This window comes from Rhizobium sp. NLR8a, from assembly GCF_019685235.1.
Lineage (GTDB): Bacteria > Pseudomonadota > Alphaproteobacteria > Rhizobiales > Rhizobiaceae > Rhizobium.
Genome location: NZ_JABDWI010000017.1, coordinates 15,623 through 34,949, shown reverse-complemented (window position 1 = coordinate 34,949; position 19,327 = coordinate 15,623). Strand labels below are relative to the sequence as shown.

The window sequence follows — 19,327 nt, the reverse complement described above, 5'->3', positions numbered from 1 at the left end:
TGCCGTGACTGATCCCGTTCTTTCCCTGAGGGGCATATCCAAGTGGTATGGGCCGCTCCAAGTTCTGAAGGATGTCAGCTTGGACGTCTATCCGGGCGAAGTGGTTGCACTTCTCGGTGAAAACGGAGCGGGCAAGTCGACGCTGTCGGGCATCATTGCCGGATCCCGCACGCCCTCCGAAGGATCGATGACATGGCTGGGGCAACCTTATGCCCCGGCCACCCCGAGGGAAGCGATCGACAAGGGCGTTGTCCTGATCCACCAGGAGCTGCAGCTTCTGCCGCAGCTGTCGATCGCAGAAAACGTCTTCATCGGACGCTGGCCGATGAAGAACGGCGCCGTCGACCGTGCCCAGATGGTTCGCCGGGCCCAAGACCAGCTCGCCCGCTTGAACCTTCACATACCCGCGACGCGGACGGTCGCCGGCCTCTCCACCGCAAATCAGCAACTTATCGAGATCGCCAAGGCGCTGGCTCTCAACGCAAAGCTGCTGATCCTCGATGAGCCGACAGCCGCCCTTGGCGGCGCAGAGACGGAAGCTCTGTTCGAACAGGTTCGCAAGCTTCGCTCGGAAGGCGTCGGCATCGTCTATATTTCCCACCGCATGGAAGAGATCAAGCAGATCACCGACCGCATCGTCGTTCTTCGTGACGGCGAGCGCGTGCAGGAATTCTCCGACAGCGCGACCCCGGTGCGAACGATCGTTGAGAGCATGGTCGGACGCCCGCTCGACCGCTTGTTCCCCACCCTGCCCGTTCCGACAGATCGTCCGGTGCTTCAAGTCTCCGGGTTGAGCTCGCCGGACGACTCCTTCCGTAACGTCACCTTCGAGGTGCGGGCCGGTGAAATTCTCGGCATCGCCGGCTTGGTCGGCGCCGGCCGCACCGAACTGGTGCGCGCAATTTCGGGCGCCGATCCGATCAGTGCCGGTTCGATCAAGCTGGAAGGCGAGGAACTCAGGCTGCGCGACCCGGCGGACGCGATCGCCAAGGGAATCGTGATGGTTCCGGAAGACCGCAAGGAGCAAGGCCTGATTGTCGGGCACCGGATCAGCGAGAACATTATCTACGCCAATCTCGACAAGCTGGGCGGTGGCTGGATCACACCGCGCCTCAAGCGCTCCTTTGCGGAAAAGGCGGTGGCCAAGTTCGGCGTCAAGGGCCGTGCCGAGCAATACGCCTCGGACCTTTCAGGCGGCAACCAACAGAAGGTCGTGATCGCCAAGTGGCTCATGCGCGATCCCAAGGTCGTCGTGCTTGACGAACCGACCAGAGGCATCGATGTCGGCGCTCGCGCCGGCATTTACGACATCATCGTCAATCTTGCCAAACAGGGCGTGGCGGTCATCGTCGTAAGCTCGGACCTCGAGGAAGTTCTCGGCGTCTCCAATCGCATTCTCGTGCTTGCACAAGGCAAGCAGGCGGGGATCCTCAATCGTGACCAGGCCAATGACGTTTCGGTCATGGAACTGGCTACCATCTAAAGCAATTCCAGCAAAAGTGTGCAGCGGTTTTGCGTTAGGAACTGTGTGAAAAAAAAGAGATAGAGCTTTTTCGAGATTCGAAGAAAAACGGAAATGCTCTGAACAGACAGAGAAAGGAAGAGCGGTGTCCGACATCACTCTGAACGCCCCTAGGCTTTTCGATCTCAGCGGTCAGGTTGCCATCGTTACCGGCGCCGGGAGCGGCATTGGGCAGCGAATTGCTATCGGCCTTGCGCAATGCGGCGCCGACGTGGCTCTGCTGGACCGCCGGACCGATGACGGACTGGCCAGGACGGCTGAACATATCCGCGCTGCCGGCTGCCGCTCGATCCAGATCGCGGCTGACGTTACCAACAAATCCTCCCTTGCAGATTCGGTCGCACGCACCGAAGCCGATCTCGGCGCTCTGACGCTTGCCGTCAATGCTGCCGGCATCGCCAACGCCAACCCGGCGGAAGAGATGGAGGAAGATCAATATCAGACGCTGATGGATATCAACCTCAAGGGCATATTCCTGTCCTGCCAGGCCGAGGCCCGTGCCATGTTGAAGAATGGACGCGGCTCCATCGTCAACATCGCCTCCATGTCCGGTGTGATCGTCAACCGCGGCCTGAGCCAGGCGCATTACAACGCCTCCAAGGCGGGCGTCATCCACATGTCGAAATCCCTGGCGATGGAATGGGTCGACCGCGGCATTCGCGTCAACACAATCTCCCCCGGATACACGGCAACGCCGATGAACACCCGTCCGGAAATGGTCCACCAGACCAAGCTCTTCGAAGAGCAGACGCCAATGCAGCGCATGGCAACGGTCGACGAGATGGTGGGTCCGGCGGTGTTCCTGCTGTCGAATGCAGCAAGTTTTGTAACCGGCGTCGATCTTCTCGTCGACGGCGGTTTCTGCTGCTGGTGATGCGATCAGAAGCCGGCAGTTGGAATATGAACGGTCTCGCTCCCTCCCTGGCTGAGATCGAGGCGCTGAAGGGACTAACGGGCATGATGACGTGCGATATCGTCGTCTGCCCGCCCTTCACGCCGGACAGCCGCTGCCGCGCCCATTTGCCGTCTATTGAAGGATGCGAGGAAAGCCATGAAACGCTTTGAGCAAAAGACTGTCGTCATTACCGGGGGCAGCCGCGGTATCGGCGCCGCGATCGCCAGGCGCTTTGCGCGCGAAGGCGCCAATCTCGTCGTCTCGGCCAATGAAGATCTGGTCCACGGTGTCGCCGAGCACATCAGAACCGAAGGCGGTAAGGCGATCTCTTTCGTGGGCGATGTCACCGACAAGGCGAGCGTCGTAGCGCTCTACGATGCGGCCGAAAAGGAATTCGGCACTGTCGACGTCTCGATCCAGAATGCCGGCGTCATCACCATCGCCCGTGTCGAGGACCTGACCGAAAATGAGTGGGACAAGGTCATGGCCGTCAACACCAAGGGCGTCTTCCTCTGCGCCCAGGAGGCCATTGCAAGAATGCGCAAGCAAAAGCGCGGCGGCCGCATTATCAACACCGCCTCCGGCCAGGCCCGCGACGGCTTCATCTACACCCCGCATTACGCCGCCTCGAAAATGGGCGTCGTCGGCATCACCCAGAGCCTGGCCAAGGAAGTCGCGACCGAAAACATCACCGTCAACGCCTTCTGCCCCGGCATCATTGAAACCGATATGTGGGCCTATAATGACCAGGCTTGGGGCAAACTGCTCGGCAACTATGCCCCCGGCGAACTGATGAAGGAATGGGTCGAAGGCATCCCGATGAAACGCGCCGGCTCCGGCGAGGACGTCGCCGGCCTGGTCACTTTCCTCGCCAGCGACGACGCCGCCTACATCACCGGCCAGACGATCAATGTCGACGGCGGGTTGATTATGTCTTAGGTGGCCTTGGGGCGGCATTGAAGCAGCCACTGCCTTTGGCTTCCCGCTCAAGGCGTCGTCGCTGACGCTCCTCACCCCCCTCATCCGCCCTACGGGCATCTTCTCTCCGCTGGGGCGAAGGGGGAGCAACACACGGTGGCCACACCTATCGCGACGTCTCAAATGGAGCGAGGCGCCGCCGCGATTCCGCTTCTCCCCAGCGGGGAGAAGATGCCGGCAGGCAGATGAGGGGGCGCACGGCACATGGCACATCTTTCATTGCCTGGGCAAAATGCCCCCTCACCCATCCTACGTCCGGCTGATCGAAACCCCACCATCCGCCAGCATCGCCGTCCCCGTCACGAAGCTCGACAGATCCGACGCCAGGAACAACGCCGCATTGGCGATCTCTTCAGGCTGCGCCATGCGCTTCAGCGCATGCAATCCTTCGACGAAGGCGAGCAGATCAGGCGTTGCATCCGGTGCATTGGTGATGCTGGCGGGCGTATCGGTGCCGCCGGGAAGGAGGGCATTGACGCGGATATTCTGCTGCCCGAGTTCGGCGGCGAGCACCTGCACGAGGCCGATCAGCCCCGCCTTGCTCGCCGCATAGGCGGCCATGCCGGGCATGCCGGCAGTGTGGCCGACGAAGGTGGAGGTGAAGATCAACGAACCGCCACCCTCACCCATCGCCGCCGACTGGTGCTTCGCGCCGAGGAAAGCGGCGGTGAGATTGGTCTCGATCGTCTCGCGCCAGCCCTCCAGCGACAATCCGGCAACCGGCCCCATCTCGCCGAGACCGCCGGCATTGTTGAAGGCGATGTCGAGCCCGCCGAAGCGCGAGACCGCCATGTCGGTAAGCCTTGCCTGCAGCACCTCGTCCCTGACATCGCCGGCAACGGCGACGGCTTCTCCACCCTCCGCTTCGATTTCGGCGACAACGGCGTCGAGTGCATCCTGCCGCCGGCCGTTGATCACCAGCTTCGCACCTTCCCGTGCAAAGACCTTGGCAGCCGCGCGGCCGATGCCCGAGCTTGCGCCGGTGACGATTGCGGTTTTTCCGTTCAGAAGTGTCATGTCGGTTCTCCTCGATTGTTGAGGCATCCCAGATCTCAGACATTCGGCGCTGCAGCCACCCGGTTCCTGCGCGCAACAACAAAGGCCCCGATGGCATATCGTCTCGGTCAGATCAGTTTCGTCGGGATCGCCGCATCCGACATGCCGGTTTCACCAGACAAAACCGCCGCTTGCTGTAGTTTCCACATAAGCGCCTGCCGTTACGTCAGCAGCTTTGTGCAGCGCACCATCGATTTATCCCAGGTGTGACATTCATCCGATTCCCTTCATGTATCTTCCCGACTAAGAAAGGGCGCACAGGTAAGGGAATCTCTTCATGCCGCGGTCACGCAATACTGAGGGCGCCATTTATATGAGCATGGCGATGGCCGGCTTTTCCGCGAGCGATGCCCTCTCCAAATCGGTGGTCGCCTATATGAATGCCGGCGAGATCATGTTCCTGCGCGGCCTCTTCACCAGCCTGCTCGTCTATCTGATCGCCAGGAAAATGGGCGCTCTGCGCTCCTGGCGTGTCGTGCTGCAGCCGGTTATCATCCTGCGCATCATCTGTGAGATGTTGTCCGCCGTCACCTATATCACCGCACTCGGCATGATGCCGATCGCCAATGCCTCGGCGATCCTGCAATCGCTGCCGCTGGTCGTCACCTTCGGTGCGGCGCTCTTCTTCCGCGAGCCCGTCGGCTGGCGGCGCTGGTCGGCGATAACAGTCGGTCTTGTCGGCGTCATGATCATCATCCGCCCCGGACCGGAAGGATTCACCGCTGCCGCCCTGCTCTGCGTCGGCGCGGTACTGACGACGGCCGGCCGCGATCTCGCTACCCGCTCCATCGATCCGAAGATTCCCTCGCTGATGATCACCGTCATCACCGCGACCTCCATCTCCTTTTTCGGCGCGCTTCTCATTCCCGTGCTTGGCAGTTGGCAGTCGGTCAGCGCGACCTCCCTTGGACATCTCCTGCTTGCCTCGGTGCTGGTGCTCGTCGGTTACCAGTCGGTGATCCTCGCCATGCGCACCGGGGAAATTTCCTTCGTCGCGCCCTTCCGCTATACCAGCCTGATCTTCTCCTCGCTGCTCGGCTTTTTCTTCTTCGCCGAAGTACCTGACAACTGGACGCTCCTCGGTGCCGCAATCGTCATCGCTTCCGGCCTCTATACGTTCTATCGTGAAGCCAAGCGCCGCGTGCCTCCGATCGCGCAGGAATCGGCGCCGCGCTCACCGGTTTGAGGCAGGATGATGACTGAATTCCCGCTCGACAGATCCGATATAGCAGGCGTCGTGCTGGCCGGCGGCCGCTCGCAACGCATGGGTCGCGACAAGGCGGAGGTGATGCTCGGAACCGAGAGCCTGCTTCGCCATGTACTGCTCCGTCTCTCGCAGCAGGTCATCTCCGTTGCCGTTAACGCCGACGCAGTCGCCGAGGACGTGCCGGTGGTTCCCGACCGCATTCCTGGCAAGGCCGGGCCGATGGCCGGCATCCACGCGGCCATGGTCTACGGCGCCGGCCTTCCCGCGATTACCCATGTCGTCACCGTCTCGGTGGATTGCCCGTTCTTTCCCACCGATCTCGTCGCCCGCCTGGCCGCAGCCCTGGCGCGGCCGTCGCAGATCGCCATTGCCGCCTCCGAGGGCCGCAATCATCCCGTCTTCGGTCTCTGGCCGGTGACACTGGCAGCCGATCTGGAAGCCTGGATCGCTACCGACGAGAAACGCCGCGTGCGCGACTTCCTGTTGCGGCATGACGTTACGGAAGTGGACTTTCCGCTGCATCCGACCCGCGCCAGCCTGCTCGACCCCTTCTTCAACATCAACACGCCTGACGATCTCATCGAGGCGCAACGCTGGCTGGAGGCCCTGCGCACATGACCGCACCGAAAATCTTCGGCATTGCCGGCTGGAAGAACTCGGGCAAGACAGGGCTTGCCGTCCGGCTGGTGACGGAGTTCACCCGCCGCGGCTACCGGATCTCGACGATCAAGCATGCGCATCATGATTTCGACATCGACAAAGTCGGAGCCGACAGCTACCGCCACCGCCAGGCCGGCGCCCACGAGGTCACCATCGTCTCCGGCATGCGTTATGCCATCATGCATGAGCTGCGCGGCGCGCCCGAACCCGCGTTCGAGGAGATTCTCGCGCGTCTCGCCCCCTGCGATCTCGTGCTGATCGAAGGCTACAAGCGCGAGCCGATCCCGAAGATCGAGGCTCGCCGCCTGGAGGCCGCCAATCGTGAAGCGTTGGCGCCGAGCGATCCCAATATCTGCGCCATCGCCGCCGATCATACCGTCGGGGATACGGCCCTGCCCGTCTTCGATCTAGACGATACGGGCGCCATCGCCGATTTCATCGCAGCGGTCGTCGGCCTTGGCCGGGCGAGGCCCTGAAGCACCGGCGCCGCTGCCACATCTGAGACCCGGCGCCGCTTCGCCTGTCACCGCCTTGCTGATTTCCTTGGCAAGCTGCGCCTGATTATAGGGCTTTCCCAATCTCGGAAGATCGATATCGGTGCCGGCGGGTAGATCGGCATAGCCAGTTGCCAGCACGATTGGCAGCGCTGGCAGGATGTCCCGCGCGGCTTCAGCGAGCTGTGCGCCGGTCATACCGGGCATCGAATAATCGGTGATCATCAGATCGAAAGGCTGGCCGCTCCTGATCAGATCAAGCGCCTGCGAGCCGGAATTTGCCTCGATGACCTCGTGGCCGAGATCTTCGAGCATGTCGACCGAACTCATGGCGATCAAGGCATCATCATCGACCAGAAGGATCTTCAGTCTGGACGCGGCCTGCGGGACGGAGAGCTCCGCCTCGGCCAGCAGCACGGGGCGCCGTTCGGTCGCCGGAAGCCACAACTCGGCGGTCGTTCCCACCCCAAGCTCGCTTTTCAGAAGGAGTGCGCCATTGAGCTGAACGGCAAGTCCGTGGATCATCGATAGACCCAGACCCGTGCCCTTTCCGAGTTCCTTGGTCGAGAAGAACGGATCGACGGCCTTCTTCAGCGTCTCCGCGTCCATGCCCGTGCCGCTGTCGGCCACCGCCAAGACGAGGTAGGCCCCCTCGCCGAGATCGGCGCCATTGCCGACGACCTCTTCCTCGCGCAGCGAGATGGACAGCCTTCCCCCCTCCGGCATCGCATCGCGGGCATTGACCGCAAGGTTGAGCAGCGCCAGTTCGAGTTGGTTCGCGTCAACAAGCGCCGGCGGCAGCCCATTCGGCAGGAGGGTCTCGATGCTGACCGAGGGTCCGACCGAGCGCCGTAGCAAGTCGTTCATCCCGGAGACGAGCTCGGCCAGATCGACGGGCCTGACCTGCAGATCCTGCTGCCTGGCGAAAGCCAGCAGGCGCTGCGTCAGCGCCGCTCCCCGACGTGCACCCTGGAGCGCACCCTCCACCAGACGTGTGGCCTTGGCATCTCCCGCAACGTGCTTGCCGAGCAGCTCCAGATTTCCGAGAACTACCATCAGCAGATTGTTGAAATCATGCGCGACGCCACCAGTGAGCTGGCCGATCGCTTCCATTTTCTGGGATTGGCGAAGCTGCTCCTCGGCTCTCTCGCGCTGGGCGACTTCTTCGAGCAGTGTCTGGTGGGCGGCGTTGACCTCTCTGGTCCGCTCCCTGACGCGTTCTTCGAGGTTTTCGTTGAGACGTCTCAGATTCTCCTCGGCCGCCTTGCGGGCGGTGGTATCGGTGCAGACGCCTACGAGTTTCCTGGCGGAGCCATATTTGCCTGCATAGAGCTGCGCGTGAACCTCGGTCCAATGCAGCGATCCATCCGGCCAGATCGTCCGGTGCGCGATCGAATAGTCGCGTCCGGTGTCTATCGTCTGGCGCAGGCGCGCCTGCACGAGATCCCTGTCGCCGGGATGAATGCTTGCAATCAGCTCGTCGTACGTCACCTCCTCATCCGGCTCTCGACCGAAGATGGCTTTGCACGTCGCCGAGACGGACAAAGCCATCGACGATAGTTCGAGCTCCCACGCCCCGAGACGGCCGGCGGCGAGCGCCGTCTGCAATCGCCGCTCACTTTCGCTCAGAGCCTCGAGCCGTGCGCGCGCCTCATATTGGCGCAGGCGCCCCTTCAACGCGGTACGGGCGATGCTGATGAAGGAAGTCGCATGGAACGGCCGCTCCAGGAAGGTGACGTTGCCGAGAACCTCGGAAAGCCTGGCAGCGGATGGATTTCGCTCAGGCCCCCCGCCGCGGGTGGTGAGCACGATGAACGGCAGGTCCGACCAGCTCGGCTGGGCCGAAACCCAGGCGGCGATCGGCTTGAGGTCGCCCGAGCGAACGGCCTCTTCCGTCAGGACACCAAGCGCGATGTCATCGCTGAGCGACGACGCAAACATGGAAAGGTCGGCGGCGGCGATCGAGGCCAGTCCGGCCTCGTCGACCAGCGAAACCGCCACCCAGGCATCACGGCCGGCGGGCGTGTAGATCAATGCTTTCGGTTTACCGGAATTAGGAATCGCCGCCATCCCCGCCATCGGTCGACAGGAGCGGCGCCGACGTTCCGATGAATTCGGGAACGCCACGAAGGACGCCTTGGAACCCGACGAGAGGATCTCCGAACGTCAGGCCGGAACTGTCGATGCGATACTCCCGGATGGTATCCTCATGAAAGCCGGTCCTCTTCTTGATCACGGAGACGGCGCGGCGCACCTTTCCGGCAGCCTCGAAATAACGCAGCAGAATGACGGTATCGGCGAGATAGGTAACGTCGACAGGTGCCTTCATGTCACCGACCAGCCCGTGCTGGGCAACGGTGAGGAAGGTGTTGGCGCCTTGCCTGTTCAAATACTGCAGCAATTCATGCATGTGAAGGATCAGTGAATTCTCATCCGGCATCGAAGCCTGATAACCGTTAATGCTGTCGATGATGACAGTTTTCGCATTCGACTTGTCGACGCAGTCCCGCACGCGGTGGGCGAATTCGCCCGGCGACAGTTCGGCGGCATCGAGCTGTTCAATATGGACCTGGCCCGCGTCCCTCATCGCTTCGAGATCCATTCCAAATGCCTTCAGCCGGGCAAAGAGCAGACTGAGCTCCTCGTCGAAAATGAAGGCCGCCGCTTTCTCGCCGCACGCAACCGCTGCTGCCAGGAACTGAAACGAAAAAGTGCTTTTTCCTGTGCCGGCAGGACCGAGGATGAGGGTACTGGAACCTCGCTCCAGGCCGCCTCCTAAAAGAAGGTCCAGTTTCGGGATATTGCAGGAAATCCGATCGCGGAGGTAAGTCGATTTGTGTTCGGCGGCGACCAGGCGCGGAAACACCATGACGCCGCCGGTCTGGATGATGAAATCGTGATAACCGCCTCGGAAGGCCTGTCCACGATATTTGACGACCCTCAGACGGCGGCGTTCGGAGCCGTAGCTCGGCGCAAGTTCCTCAAGATGGATGACACCGTGCACGACGCTGTGCACCGTCTTGTCGAGTACGTCAGACGTTAGGTCGTCGAGCAATAGGACGGTTGCTCCCTGCCGGGCAAAATAATGTTTGAGCGCCAGGATCTGCCGGCGATAGCGGAGCGAGCTTTGCGCAAGCAGCCTGATTTCCGACAGGCTGTCGAGCACGACGCGCTGTGGCTTTACCCGCTCGAAAGCCGCGAAGATTTCCTTCGTCGTCTCGCCCAGTTCGAGATCCGACGAATAAAGCAGGCTCTGCTGCTGGTCGGAGTCCAGCAGGCTTTCTGGAGGCACGACTTCGAAGACCTCGATATTGCCGTCGATCACCATGCCATGCGACGCCGCACCCGCCCGTAATTCGCTCTCGGTTTCGGAAAGGGTGATGTAGAGCCCCTGTTCGCCAAGTCGTGCGCCTTCGATCAGAAACTGCAGCGCAATGGTGGTCTTGCCTGCTCCCGGATTTCCCTCGAGGAGGAACACATGGCCCGCCGAAAGCCCTCCCGCCAGAATTGTATCCAAACCGGACACTCCGGTCCGGGCTTTCGCGGCAGGCAGCGCAGTATTCATTCATTGTTTCCTTCATTTTCAAGTGTGAATTAGTGGGGAGTGATGGAATGTCAAATCGCCGGCACTGCAGGTTTTCACCCCCGGCAAAACGCCTCTCATAGTGTTACAGCAAGCATGGACAACCGCTTGTTGGGGACCCGAATCCGCCAACTATCCTCGATAGCGAAGCGTATCGACGATGAGAGCGAAAGCCGCCGAGGCGTGCCGGCGGCTTGGATAATAGAGATGGTAACCGGGAAACGGCGGACACCAGTCTTCGAGCACGCGCACCAGCCGCCCATTCGTTAGATGCGCCTGCACGGCGTCCTCCGGCAGATATGCCAGCCCTAGCCCGGCGAGCGTCGCATTCAGCCTGAGCGCGATATTGTTGAAGGTCAATTGTCCCTCGACGCGAACCTTCAACTCGTGCCCGGCCCGCTCGAATTCCCATGCATAAACACTGCCATAGGTCGGCAGGCGGAGATTGATGCAATTGTGCTCGGTAAGATTCTGCGGCGTCAGCGGTTTTGGGCGCCCTTCGAAATAGGCGGGGGCACCAACCACGGCCATGCGCATGTCCGGACCGATGCGCACTGCAATCATGTCTTTCGCCACCTGCTCCCCCAACCGGACGCCCGCATCGTAGCGTTCCGCGACAATGTCGGTCAGGCCGTAATCGACGATGATCTCGACATTGATATCGGGATAATCAGGTAGGAGCCTTTCCAGGGCGGGCCAGAGGATGGCATCCGCCGCATGTTCGCCGGCGTTGATGCGGATACTGCCGGCCGGCTTCTCCCGAAATGCGCTCAGGGCGGCAAGCTCGAACTCGATCTCGTCGAGCCGCGGACCAATGGTGAGAAGCAGCCTTTCACCGGCCTCCGTCGGCGAGACGCTGCGCGTCGTACGTGTCAGCAATCGCAAACCAAGCCGCTCCTCAAGCCCCCGGATAGTATGGCTGAGCGCCGACTGCGACACACCCAGCCTCGCCGCCGCCTTCGTGAAACTCTGTGCGCGGGCAACGGCAAGGAAGACGATCAGATCATTGACGGCAGGACGCGGCATTCATGAAACTTTCTCATAGGTCCTTGCCATGACTACCATCTAATCGCCACCAAAGGCACGCGCTAAATATCGGTCATCGCAGGACGAAGACATGCGCCACGGGGTGGACGAACCGTTCCACAAGCTCAGACACAGGAAAGGACGATCATGGAAATCAAGCGAAGCGGCTCGCAGCCTTCAGCCAAGGGACCGGCGGACTGGTTCACCGGCACGGTGCGCCTCGATCCTCTCTTTCAGCTGACCCACCCGGCACGCGCGGCTGGCGCCAGTGTCACTTTCGAGCCCGGCGCGCGGACCGCCTGGCACACCCATCCTCTCGGTCAGACGCTGATCGTCACATCCAGCTGCGGCCGCGTGCAGCGCGAAGGAAGGGCCAATCGAGGAGATCGGCGTTGGCGACGTCGTCTGGTTCTCCCCCGGTGAACGCCATTGGCATGGCGCATCGCCGACGACGGCAATGACCCATATCGCCATCCAGGAACAGCTCGATGGCAAGGTCGTCGACTGGATGGAGCATGTCACCGACAGTGAGTATCAGGCTTGGAAGGCAAACGGCTATGGAGAAGCGTGAACTTGGAAGGAGCGGTCTCGAAGTCTCGGGGATCGGTCTCTGCTGCATGGGGCTGAAGTATTTATGGCCCGGGGAAAGACATTCAGGAAGCGGTCGCGCTGATCCGGAAGGCGTTCGAACGCGGCGTGACCTTCTTCGATACTGCCGAGGCCTAGGGACCTATAGCCACGAAGAGCTTTAGGAGAGGCGCTTGCTCTCTTCCGCAGCGAGGTGGTGATCGCCACGAAATTCGGCTTCGACTTCGATGCCAATGGCGGCCAGGGTGGGATGAACAGCCGGCCGGAACAGATCCGCGCGGTTACCGATCAGGCGCTGAAGCGCCTGAAGACCGATGTCATCGCCGAGGATCTCGCCGATATCGAAAGCGCGCTCGCCACCATCAAGGTGGAAGGTGACCGGTATCCCGCGCATCTGCAGGCAAGGGTCAACCGCTCAAAAGAAAAACGACCACCTTCTTTGACGGCCGCTTCTTGATTGACCGCATCACCGTCGCGGCGCCGGCGCGTTCTCCTGGAAAGCCGGGATCGCCTCCAGCTTGGCGACAATCGCCGAGATATTGGGCCACCGGGCGAGATCGAATCCCATGCGCCGGGCGCTAACCGCTTGCGGAAAAAGGAAGATATCGGCAATGCTTGGCCGGTCGCCGACGGCGAAGGCGCCTTGCCTGCGGCCGGCAATCATCGTTTCCACAGCCGCCATTCCCTCACCGACCCAGTGACGGCTCCATGCGGCGACCGCATCGGCATCGGCGTTGAAGGTGCTTTTGAGATGCAGGCCGATCCGCGGCGGCAGCAGCGCATGGATCTCGGCTGCGATGGCAAGTGCAATCGAGCGGGCCAGCGCCCTATCCTCCGCCGTGTCAGGCAACAGCGGCGGCTCAGCCTCGATTTCCTCGAGATACTCGATGATCGCCAGCGATTGGGTGATGAGGATGCCGCTATCCGTCAGCAAGGCCGGCACCAGCCCCTGCGGATTGATCTTGCGGTATCCGGCCTGCCGGCTCTCGGCCTCCTCGCCAAGAATGGTGACCGGCAACGCCTCGGCCGTCAGCCCCTTCAGGCCGAGCGCGATCCTGACGCGCGACGTCGCCGAGGAGATTTCGTTCTGATAGAGCTTCATTGTCTTTCTCCCTCATGGCCTCGGATGAATGGCCGCCCTTGCGCCGCGGAAGCTGCCGATGCCGCTTTCACCAGGCCTGCAAGCGGCGAAGGCTCCTGCGAGCTTATGTCGTAGATGCAGGGTGCGGCAAACACTGCCGCCCCCAGCACGCAGATGATCATCAATCTCATTTTATCCTCCGTCGGCGAGGCCCCGACTGGCCTCGCCCTTTGTGCTTTCGGCTCCTGCCCGTCAGGCAATGCTCAATTCGACTTGGATATTGCCGCGTGTCGCCTTCGAATAGGGGCAGGTCCGGTGCGCCTCATCGACGAGCGCCTTTGCGGCATCCGCTTCGATGCCAGGCAGGCTGACCTTAAGGCGGGCCTGCAGGAAATAGTCGCCATCGGTTGTGCCGAGATCGACCTCGGCATTGACGGCGGTCTCTGCCGGCACCTTGACCTTCAACTTACCGGCGGCAATGCCGATCGCGCCGATGAAGCAGGCCGACCAGCCGGCTGCGAAAAGCTGTTCGGGATTGGTGCCGGGCTGGGCGCTGCCGGGAGGCGAGAGCCTGATGTCCAGCTCTCCGTCATCGCTCTGCGAAGCGCCGTCGCGCCCGCCGGTGGTGCGGGTTCTGCCGGTATAAAGAACCTTGTCGATCTTGGTCATGGAAACACTCCTTGTTGCGTCGCTTCATGCGACTGGCCGCTACTGCGGCCGGGTTGACGGAGTTGGTTTGATGGATCGATATATCCGGCATGTTTCCGGAAACGGCCGAAATGTCACAAAACGTAGCATCCGGCGTCCACGACATTTTCGCCTACAAAACATTCTGATAGTTTTGACATCACCGAATGGTGACTTCAGCCGCCAGTCCGCCACCCGAGCGATTGTAGAGCTTCAGAGATCCGCCGATCTTCGCCGTCAGCTGCTGGGCAATCGCCAGCCCGAGACCTGTGCCGCCGGTCTCGCGGTTGCGAGATTGCTCGAGCCGGAAAAAGGGCTGCATCGCGGCTTCGAGCATTTCATCCGGGATGCCGGGTCCGCGATCCATGACGCTGATGACGACGGAATTGTCAGCGCCGCGCTCGACGCTGAGCTCGGCGGCGCCGGCAAACTTCAAGGCATTGTCGATGAAATTCGATAGGATGCGGCGAAGGGCGTGCGGCCTGGTGAAGGCGGCGCCTTCAACCAGCCCGACGACCGTCACGGCCTTTCCTGTGTCCTGATAGTCGTAGGCTATGCTGTCGATAAACGATGCTAAATCGATGCGAGTGTTCTTTTCCCCGCTGCCGTGTGCGCTGCGCGCATAGGCGATGCCGTCCTGGACGAGACGCTGGATCTCGGCGAGATCATGCACCAGCTTGTCCTTCTCGGGTGAATCCTCCGCCATGTCGGCGCGCAGCCGCATCCGGGTGAGCGGCGTCTGCAGATCATGCGAGATCGCCGCCAGTATCTGGACCCGTTCCTCGAGATAGTGGGCGATCCTCTCCCGCATCGCATTGAATGCTCTTGCCGCATGCGCCACCTCGCTAGGCCCGGCCTCACTCAAAGCCTGACCGTCTTTATCAGGATCGAGTGCATCGGCGGCAGCAGCGAGTTCGCCGAGCGGCCGGATCGCCTGGCGGACGGCAAACCAGGTGCAGAGAATGAGCAGCGCCATTTGGATTGCGAAGACGTAAGGCAGCCATGCGGCGATCGGCATGACGCCTCTCGGCGTGACATCGATCGTCAGAGGCGTTCCGTCGCTCAGCGTCAGATGCGCCTGCAGCCGGTTCACCTCACCCGGAATCCGTTCGATGCGGATGGGAAAGCGATGCCCGGCGGCCGCCTCTATTTTTCCTGCGATCTCCCTCGCCTTGCTGGAGCTGTCGGGCACACCGGCCAGGCCGGGTCCGAGCTCGAAACGGTAGTTGCCGCGGCTCAGCCAATCCAGCAGGTCGCCGCGCTCACTTGCCGGAAGTCGGTCGAGAACGGCAATCGATGTCGCGACGTCGTTCTCCAGCGTGCCGAGCATCACCGCCTTGGCCGACATGTAGCGCTCCATGTAGAGCACGCTGAAGGAGAGCCCATAGGCGAAGGCCAGGCCCACCAAAAGAATGAGGAAGATCCGCGATCTGAGCGTTCTCGGCCACATCAGGCCCGATAGCATGGGGATATCAGCCCTCATCGGCGCGGCTCCGAAATTTCGACCGGAACCGAGAAGACATAACCTTCGCTGCGAACCGTCTTGATATAGGTCGGCTCGCGCGCATCATCCCCGAGACGCTGCCGCAGGCGGCTGACGAGAAGATCGATCGAGCGGTCGAAGAGTTCGGCGTCACGGCCCTGCGTCAGGCTCAGAAGCTGGTCGCGGTTAAGCACCCGTTGCGGATGGTCGATGAAGACACGAAGCAGGCGGTATTCGGCGCCGCTCAGCGCAATCGCGGTCCCGTCCTTGTCGAGAAGATGACGGGCGACAGTATCGAGCCGCCAGTCGCCGAAGGTCAGCAATTGACCCGCCTCACTGATCTGCAGGTTGGGCGGCAGCATGCGCGTACGCCGCAGCACCGCCTTGATGCGGGCAAGAAGCTCGCGCGCCGCAAAGGGTTTGGCAAGATAGTCGTCGGCGCCCATCTCCAGCCCGAGGATCCTGTCCATATCGTCGGTGCGGGCCGTCAGCATCAGAATCGGGATCGCCTTGTGCCGGCCGGCGCGCAGTTCCCGGCACAGCACCAGCCCATCGTCGCCGGGCATCATCACGTCGAGTACGATCAGATCGACGGCATTGGCTTCCAGAAAACTGCGCAACTGGCGCCCATCCGCGGCAACACTGGTCCTGAGGCCGTTCTTCTGCAGATAGCCCGAGACCAGCTCGCGAATTTCACGATCGTCGTCGACGATCAGGATGTGATCGACATGATCCATATTGCCTATTCCTCAACGATTGCGGCCGCGCCCGCCGCCTCGCTCTTGTCGAAGTGCCAGACGCGACCTACGCATATTCCGCCCGCGTGAGCAACGAAGCTTTGCCGCCAATCAGAAGCGGTCGACGTCGATGACCGCCCGGGCGAAGGCCTGCGGCGCCTCCTGCGGCAGATTGTGGCCGATGCCGCCGCCGATCGTGCGGTGTTCGTACCTGCCGGAGAATTTTCCGGCATAGGCGGAGGGCTCGGGATGCGGCGCACCGTTTGCATCGCCTTCCATGGTGATCGTCGGCACCGAGATCAGCGGCAGGGCGGCAAGCTTCTTCTCATAGGCATCATATTTCGCCTCGCCTTCGACAAGCCCCAGGCGCCAGCGGTAATTGTGGATGACGATATCCACATGGTCGGGATTGTCGAAGGCGGCCGCCGATCTGTCGAAAGTCGCATCGTCGAAATTCCACTTCGGCGATGCCGTCTGCCAGATGAGCCTTGCGAAATCGTGAGTGTTGCTCCGATAGCCCAGGCGGCCGCGTTCGGTGGCGAAGTAGAACTGGTACCACCAGGCAAGTTCCGCCTTCGGTGGAAGCGGTTTCTTGTTGGCCTCCTGGCTGCCGATCAGGTAGCCGCTGACCGAAACCATCGCCTTGCAGCGCTCGGGCCACAGCGCGGCCATGATATTGGCAGTCCGCCCGCCCCAGTCGTAGCCGGCAACGACAGCCTTTCCGATCTTGAGCGCATCGAGCAGGGCGATCATGTCGGCGGCAAGCGCCGAAGGCTGGCCGTTGCGCGGTGTCTTGTCATCGAGGAAGCGGGTCGTGCCGTAGCCACGCAGATAAGGCACGATCACTCTGTAGCCGGCGGAGGCAAGCAGCGGCGCGACGTCGACAAAGCTATGGATGTCATAGGGCCAACCGTGCAGCAGCAGCACGACCGGACCATCGGCCTTTCCGGCCTCGGCATAACCGATATCGAGCACATCGGTCTTGACCTGCTTCAGCGCTTCGAATGACGCATTGGTCCCGGCCTTTACGTCAGGCAGCGCGGCGCTGGAAGACTGCGGCAGTTGGGCTGCGGCCGCTCCGGCCACGCCGAATTCGACGGCTGCAAGCGCGATTGCCGTCATGCCAAAGAAACGGCGGCGATGATAATTGATTTGCTCTGACATCGGTCTCTCCTGTCGAATGGATCACGGCGCTGAGATGACGTTCGGCTTGTATCGGCCATATGTCACAGGCTGCGGTTTTTGAATGCGAGTGTAACCTCCGCCTGCCGAGATACATTCTGATACAAAAGCGCCGCCTCGGCAGGGCATGGGCGGAGGGTCGCAGTTTTCGCCGCCGCCTCTGCGGATAGGCAGTTTGTATTCGTTTGTATCGTCCGCGCTCCAGCGCAATAGTTCGGAACATTTTCCCGTCAAACCAGACACATCGGAGATACCTCCGGCCGGCTATCTCGCCGCCGTTGCTGGTTCGGGCCCATCGCCGTCCAGAGCCCGATCAAACGGTTTCAAAGGAAACGATGATGACACTTCTGATCATTGCCTATCTCGGAGGCGTGCTGACCATTCTCAGCCCTTGCATCCTCCCTGTCCTCCCCTTCGTCTTCGCCCGCTCCGGCCAGCCTTTCCTCAAGAGCACGCTGCCGATGCTAGCGGGCATGGCCGCCACTTTCGCGCTGGTCGCGACACTTGCCGCGGTCGGCGGCAGCTGGGCGATCCGTGCCAATGAATATGGCCGGCTTGCCGCGATCGTCCTGCTCGCGCTCTTCGGAGTGAGCCTGCTTTCGCCCCGCTTCGCAAGCACGCTTGCCCGCCCGATCGTCGATCTCGGCAACAATCTACTTAACGCCAGCGGCGGCGGACGCACTGCGCCGACGGTCAGGAGCGCGCTCATCCTCGGCGTCGCCACCGGCCTGCTCTGGGCGCCCTGCGCCGGACCAATTCTCGGCCTCGTGCTGACGGGCGCGGCATTGCAGGGCGCCAACCTGCAGACAACCGCCCTCTTGATCGCCTATGCCGCCGGTGCTGCGACCTCGCTTGCCGTCGCCTTGCTGGTCGGCGGTAAAATCTTCGCCGCGATGAAGCGCTCGCTCGGCCTTGGTGATCGAATCCGCCAGGCTGTCGGCGCTGCCGTGTTGGCGGGCGTGGCGGTTATCGCGCTCGGTCTCGACACCAGCCTGCTGGCGCGGCTTTCCTATGCCAGCACTGCCTCGCTGGAACAGGCCGTTCTGGACAGGCTGCATGCCAGGCCGGCCGGGGGCACGCCCTCTGAGGTGGCGAGCAACGACAAGATCATTCCCGCGGCCGATGGAAGCAAGCCTTTCCGCAGTGATCTGCCCGTCGAAGCTTATGCGCCTTCGTTCGACGGCGCGGTCGAATGGCTGAACTCGGAGCCTCTGACCAAGGAGCAGCTGCGGGGTAAGGTGGTGCTCGTCGACTTCTGGACCTATTCCTGCATCAACTGCATTCGCACCATTCCCTATGTCAGTGCCTGGGCGGAAAAATATGCGGATCAGGGCCTGGTCGTCATCGGCGTGCACGCCCCGGAATTTGCCTTTGAGAAGACGATCGACAATGTCAAGAAGGCTGTCGGCGACTTTCGGATCGGCTATCCGGTTGCGATCGACAATGATTACAAAATCTGGCGCGCCTTTGAAAACAGCTACTGGCCTGCCGCCTATCTGATCGATGCCAAAGGCCAGATCCGCTATCACCATTTCGGCGAAGGCAATTACGGCAGGACCGAAAAAGCCATCCAGGATCTGCTGCGCGAAGCGGGCAGCCAGATGGCGGAAACGGCACCGGTTGCGCCCGCTGCCAAGGGCGTGGAGGCAGGTCCCGACCTCGCCAATATCCGGTCCGGAGAGACCTACCTCGGCTACGGGCAGGCCGAAAATTTTGTCTCGCCCGAAAGGCTGCAAGCCGATATGCCGCAGAACTACTCGATCACCGAGCCCGGCATTAACGCATGGGGCCTGTCCGGCACCTGGACCATCGGTAAGGATCAGGCAACGCTCGATGAGGCAGGCGGCGGCATCGCCTATCGTTTCAGCGCCCGCGATCTGCATCTCGTTCTCGGACCCGGCGCCGACGCCAAACCGATCCGTTTCCAGGTGAGGCTCGACGGCAAGGCGCCGGGACCCGATCATGGCTCCGACATCGATGCCGACGGCAACGGCACGGTCACCGGAACGCGGCTTTACCAACTCGTTCGCCAGGCCGGCGCCGTCGCAGCCCGCACCTTCGAAATCCGCTTCCTCGATCCGGGCGTCCAGGGCTACGCCTTCACCTTCGGCTGAACCTCAAGATTCCCGCCCCGCAACGTCAACCACA

Annotated in this window: 17 protein-coding genes and 2 pseudogenes; 10 read left to right on the top strand and 9 right to left on the bottom strand. The window is 61.9% G+C overall.

Annotation, left to right across the window (positions count from 1 at the left end; all coding sequences use genetic code 11):
- The first annotated feature begins 4 nt into the window (after window positions 1-4).
- From HJC04_RS27775 to HJC04_RS27760, 4 genes are all read left to right on the top strand, one after another.
- A complete protein-coding gene (locus HJC04_RS27775) occupies window positions 5-1,483 on the top strand; it encodes a sugar ABC transporter ATP-binding protein (protein WP_210631052.1) in 1,479 nt (492 codons plus the stop codon).
- Window positions 1,484-1,607: 124 nt separating this feature from the next.
- Complete coding sequence (locus tag HJC04_RS27770; protein ID WP_221147589.1) at window positions 1,608-2,396, top strand: SDR family oxidoreductase; 789 nt, start codon at window positions 1,608-1,610, stop codon at window positions 2,394-2,396.
- Window positions 2,397-2,422: 26 nt separating this feature from the next.
- Entirely contained in the window at window positions 2,423-2,587 is a 165-nt protein-coding gene (locus HJC04_RS27765) for a hypothetical protein (RefSeq protein WP_210631720.1), read from the top strand.
- Window positions 2,574-3,356 carry a glucose 1-dehydrogenase gene (locus tag HJC04_RS27760; protein WP_210631050.1) on the top strand — a complete coding sequence of 261 codons (783 nt, stop codon included), beginning with the start codon at window positions 2,574-2,576 and terminating at the stop codon, window positions 3,354-3,356. Before HJC04_RS27765 ends, HJC04_RS27760 begins: the two co-directional genes overlap by 14 nt.
- A gap of 288 nt (window positions 3,357-3,644) precedes the next feature.
- Here HJC04_RS27760 and HJC04_RS27755 read toward each other — a convergent pair whose 3' ends face one another.
- On the bottom strand, window positions 3,645-4,412 hold the full coding sequence (locus HJC04_RS27755) for an SDR family oxidoreductase (protein ID WP_210631049.1): 768 nt from the start codon (window positions 4,410-4,412) through the stop codon (window positions 3,645-3,647).
- A gap of 316 nt (window positions 4,413-4,728) precedes the next feature.
- Between HJC04_RS27755 and HJC04_RS27750 the strand changes: the two genes are divergently transcribed.
- The 3 genes from HJC04_RS27750 to mobB are packed head-to-tail and all read left to right on the top strand — an operon-like array spanning window position 4,729 to window position 6,794.
- A complete protein-coding gene (locus HJC04_RS27750; protein WP_210631048.1) occupies window positions 4,729-5,637 on the top strand; it encodes a DMT family transporter in 909 nt (302 codons plus the stop codon).
- A 9-nt stretch (window positions 5,638-5,646) separates the two neighbouring features.
- On the top strand, window positions 5,647-6,276 hold the full coding sequence (gene mobA, locus HJC04_RS27745) for a molybdenum cofactor guanylyltransferase MobA (protein ID WP_210631047.1): 630 nt from the start codon (window positions 5,647-5,649) through the stop codon (window positions 6,274-6,276).
- Complete coding sequence (gene mobB / locus HJC04_RS27740; RefSeq protein ID WP_221147588.1) at window positions 6,273-6,794, top strand: molybdopterin-guanine dinucleotide biosynthesis protein B; 522 nt, start codon at window positions 6,273-6,275, stop codon at window positions 6,792-6,794. The genes mobA and mobB overlap by 4 nt, the downstream gene beginning before the upstream one ends.
- Here the strand turns inward: mobB and HJC04_RS27735 are convergent.
- The 3 genes from HJC04_RS27735 to HJC04_RS27725 all read right to left on the bottom strand — a co-directional run bounded on the left by HJC04_RS27735 (window position 6,726) and on the right by HJC04_RS27725 (window position 11,421).
- Window positions 6,726-8,891, bottom strand: coding sequence for a hybrid sensor histidine kinase/response regulator (locus tag HJC04_RS27735; RefSeq protein ID WP_221147636.1), 2,166 nt, complete (start codon window positions 8,889-8,891; stop codon window positions 6,726-6,728). The two genes, mobB and HJC04_RS27735, sit on opposite strands and share 69 nt — an antisense overlap.
- Window positions 8,866-10,377 (bottom strand): ATPase domain-containing protein, encoded by a 1,512-nt coding sequence (locus HJC04_RS27730; protein ID WP_221147587.1) that lies wholly within the window; start codon window positions 10,375-10,377, stop codon window positions 8,866-8,868. The genes HJC04_RS27735 and HJC04_RS27730 overlap by 26 nt, the downstream gene beginning before the upstream one ends.
- A gap of 150 nt (window positions 10,378-10,527) precedes the next feature.
- Window positions 10,528-11,421, bottom strand: coding sequence for a LysR family transcriptional regulator (locus HJC04_RS27725; RefSeq protein WP_210631044.1), 894 nt, complete (start codon window positions 11,419-11,421; stop codon window positions 10,528-10,530).
- A gap of 147 nt (window positions 11,422-11,568) precedes the next feature.
- Between HJC04_RS27725 and HJC04_RS27720 the strand changes: the two are divergent.
- Together HJC04_RS27720 and HJC04_RS27715 are read left to right on the top strand one after the other, a co-directional pair.
- A pseudogene (locus HJC04_RS27720) lies at window positions 11,569-11,992 on the top strand (cupin domain-containing protein).
- Window positions 11,979-12,331: pseudogene (locus HJC04_RS27715) on the top strand (aldo/keto reductase); the annotation flags it as partial. The pseudogenes HJC04_RS27720 and HJC04_RS27715, both read left to right, overlap by 14 nt.
- Window positions 12,332-12,475: 144 nt before the next feature.
- On the opposite strand, the gene maiA reads toward HJC04_RS27715, so the two are convergent.
- From maiA to HJC04_RS27690, 5 genes are all read right to left on the bottom strand, one after another.
- Entirely contained in the window at window positions 12,476-13,111 is a 636-nt protein-coding gene (gene maiA / locus HJC04_RS27710; RefSeq protein ID WP_210631042.1) for a maleylacetoacetate isomerase, read from the bottom strand.
- Window positions 13,112-13,342: 231 nt separating this feature from the next.
- A complete protein-coding gene (locus HJC04_RS27705; RefSeq protein WP_221147586.1) occupies window positions 13,343-13,759 on the bottom strand; it encodes an organic hydroperoxide resistance protein in 417 nt (138 codons plus the stop codon).
- A gap of 178 nt (window positions 13,760-13,937) precedes the next feature.
- Window positions 13,938-15,260, bottom strand: a complete 1,323-nt coding sequence (locus tag HJC04_RS27700; protein WP_221147585.1) for an ATP-binding protein — start codon at window positions 15,258-15,260, stop codon at window positions 13,938-13,940.
- Window positions 15,257-15,997 (bottom strand): response regulator, encoded by a 741-nt coding sequence (locus HJC04_RS27695; RefSeq protein WP_221147584.1) that lies wholly within the window; start codon window positions 15,995-15,997, stop codon window positions 15,257-15,259. Before HJC04_RS27695 ends, HJC04_RS27700 begins: the two co-directional genes overlap by 4 nt.
- A gap of 111 nt (window positions 15,998-16,108) precedes the next feature.
- Window positions 16,109-17,161, bottom strand: coding sequence for an alpha/beta fold hydrolase (locus tag HJC04_RS27690; RefSeq protein WP_221147583.1), 1,053 nt, complete (start codon window positions 17,159-17,161; stop codon window positions 16,109-16,111).
- A 356-nt stretch (window positions 17,162-17,517) separates the two neighbouring features.
- Between HJC04_RS27690 and HJC04_RS27685 the strand changes: the two genes are divergently transcribed.
- A complete protein-coding gene (locus tag HJC04_RS27685) occupies window positions 17,518-19,293 on the top strand; it encodes a cytochrome c biogenesis protein DipZ (RefSeq protein ID WP_221147582.1) in 1,776 nt (591 codons plus the stop codon).
- Window positions 19,294-19,327 lie beyond the last annotated feature (34 nt).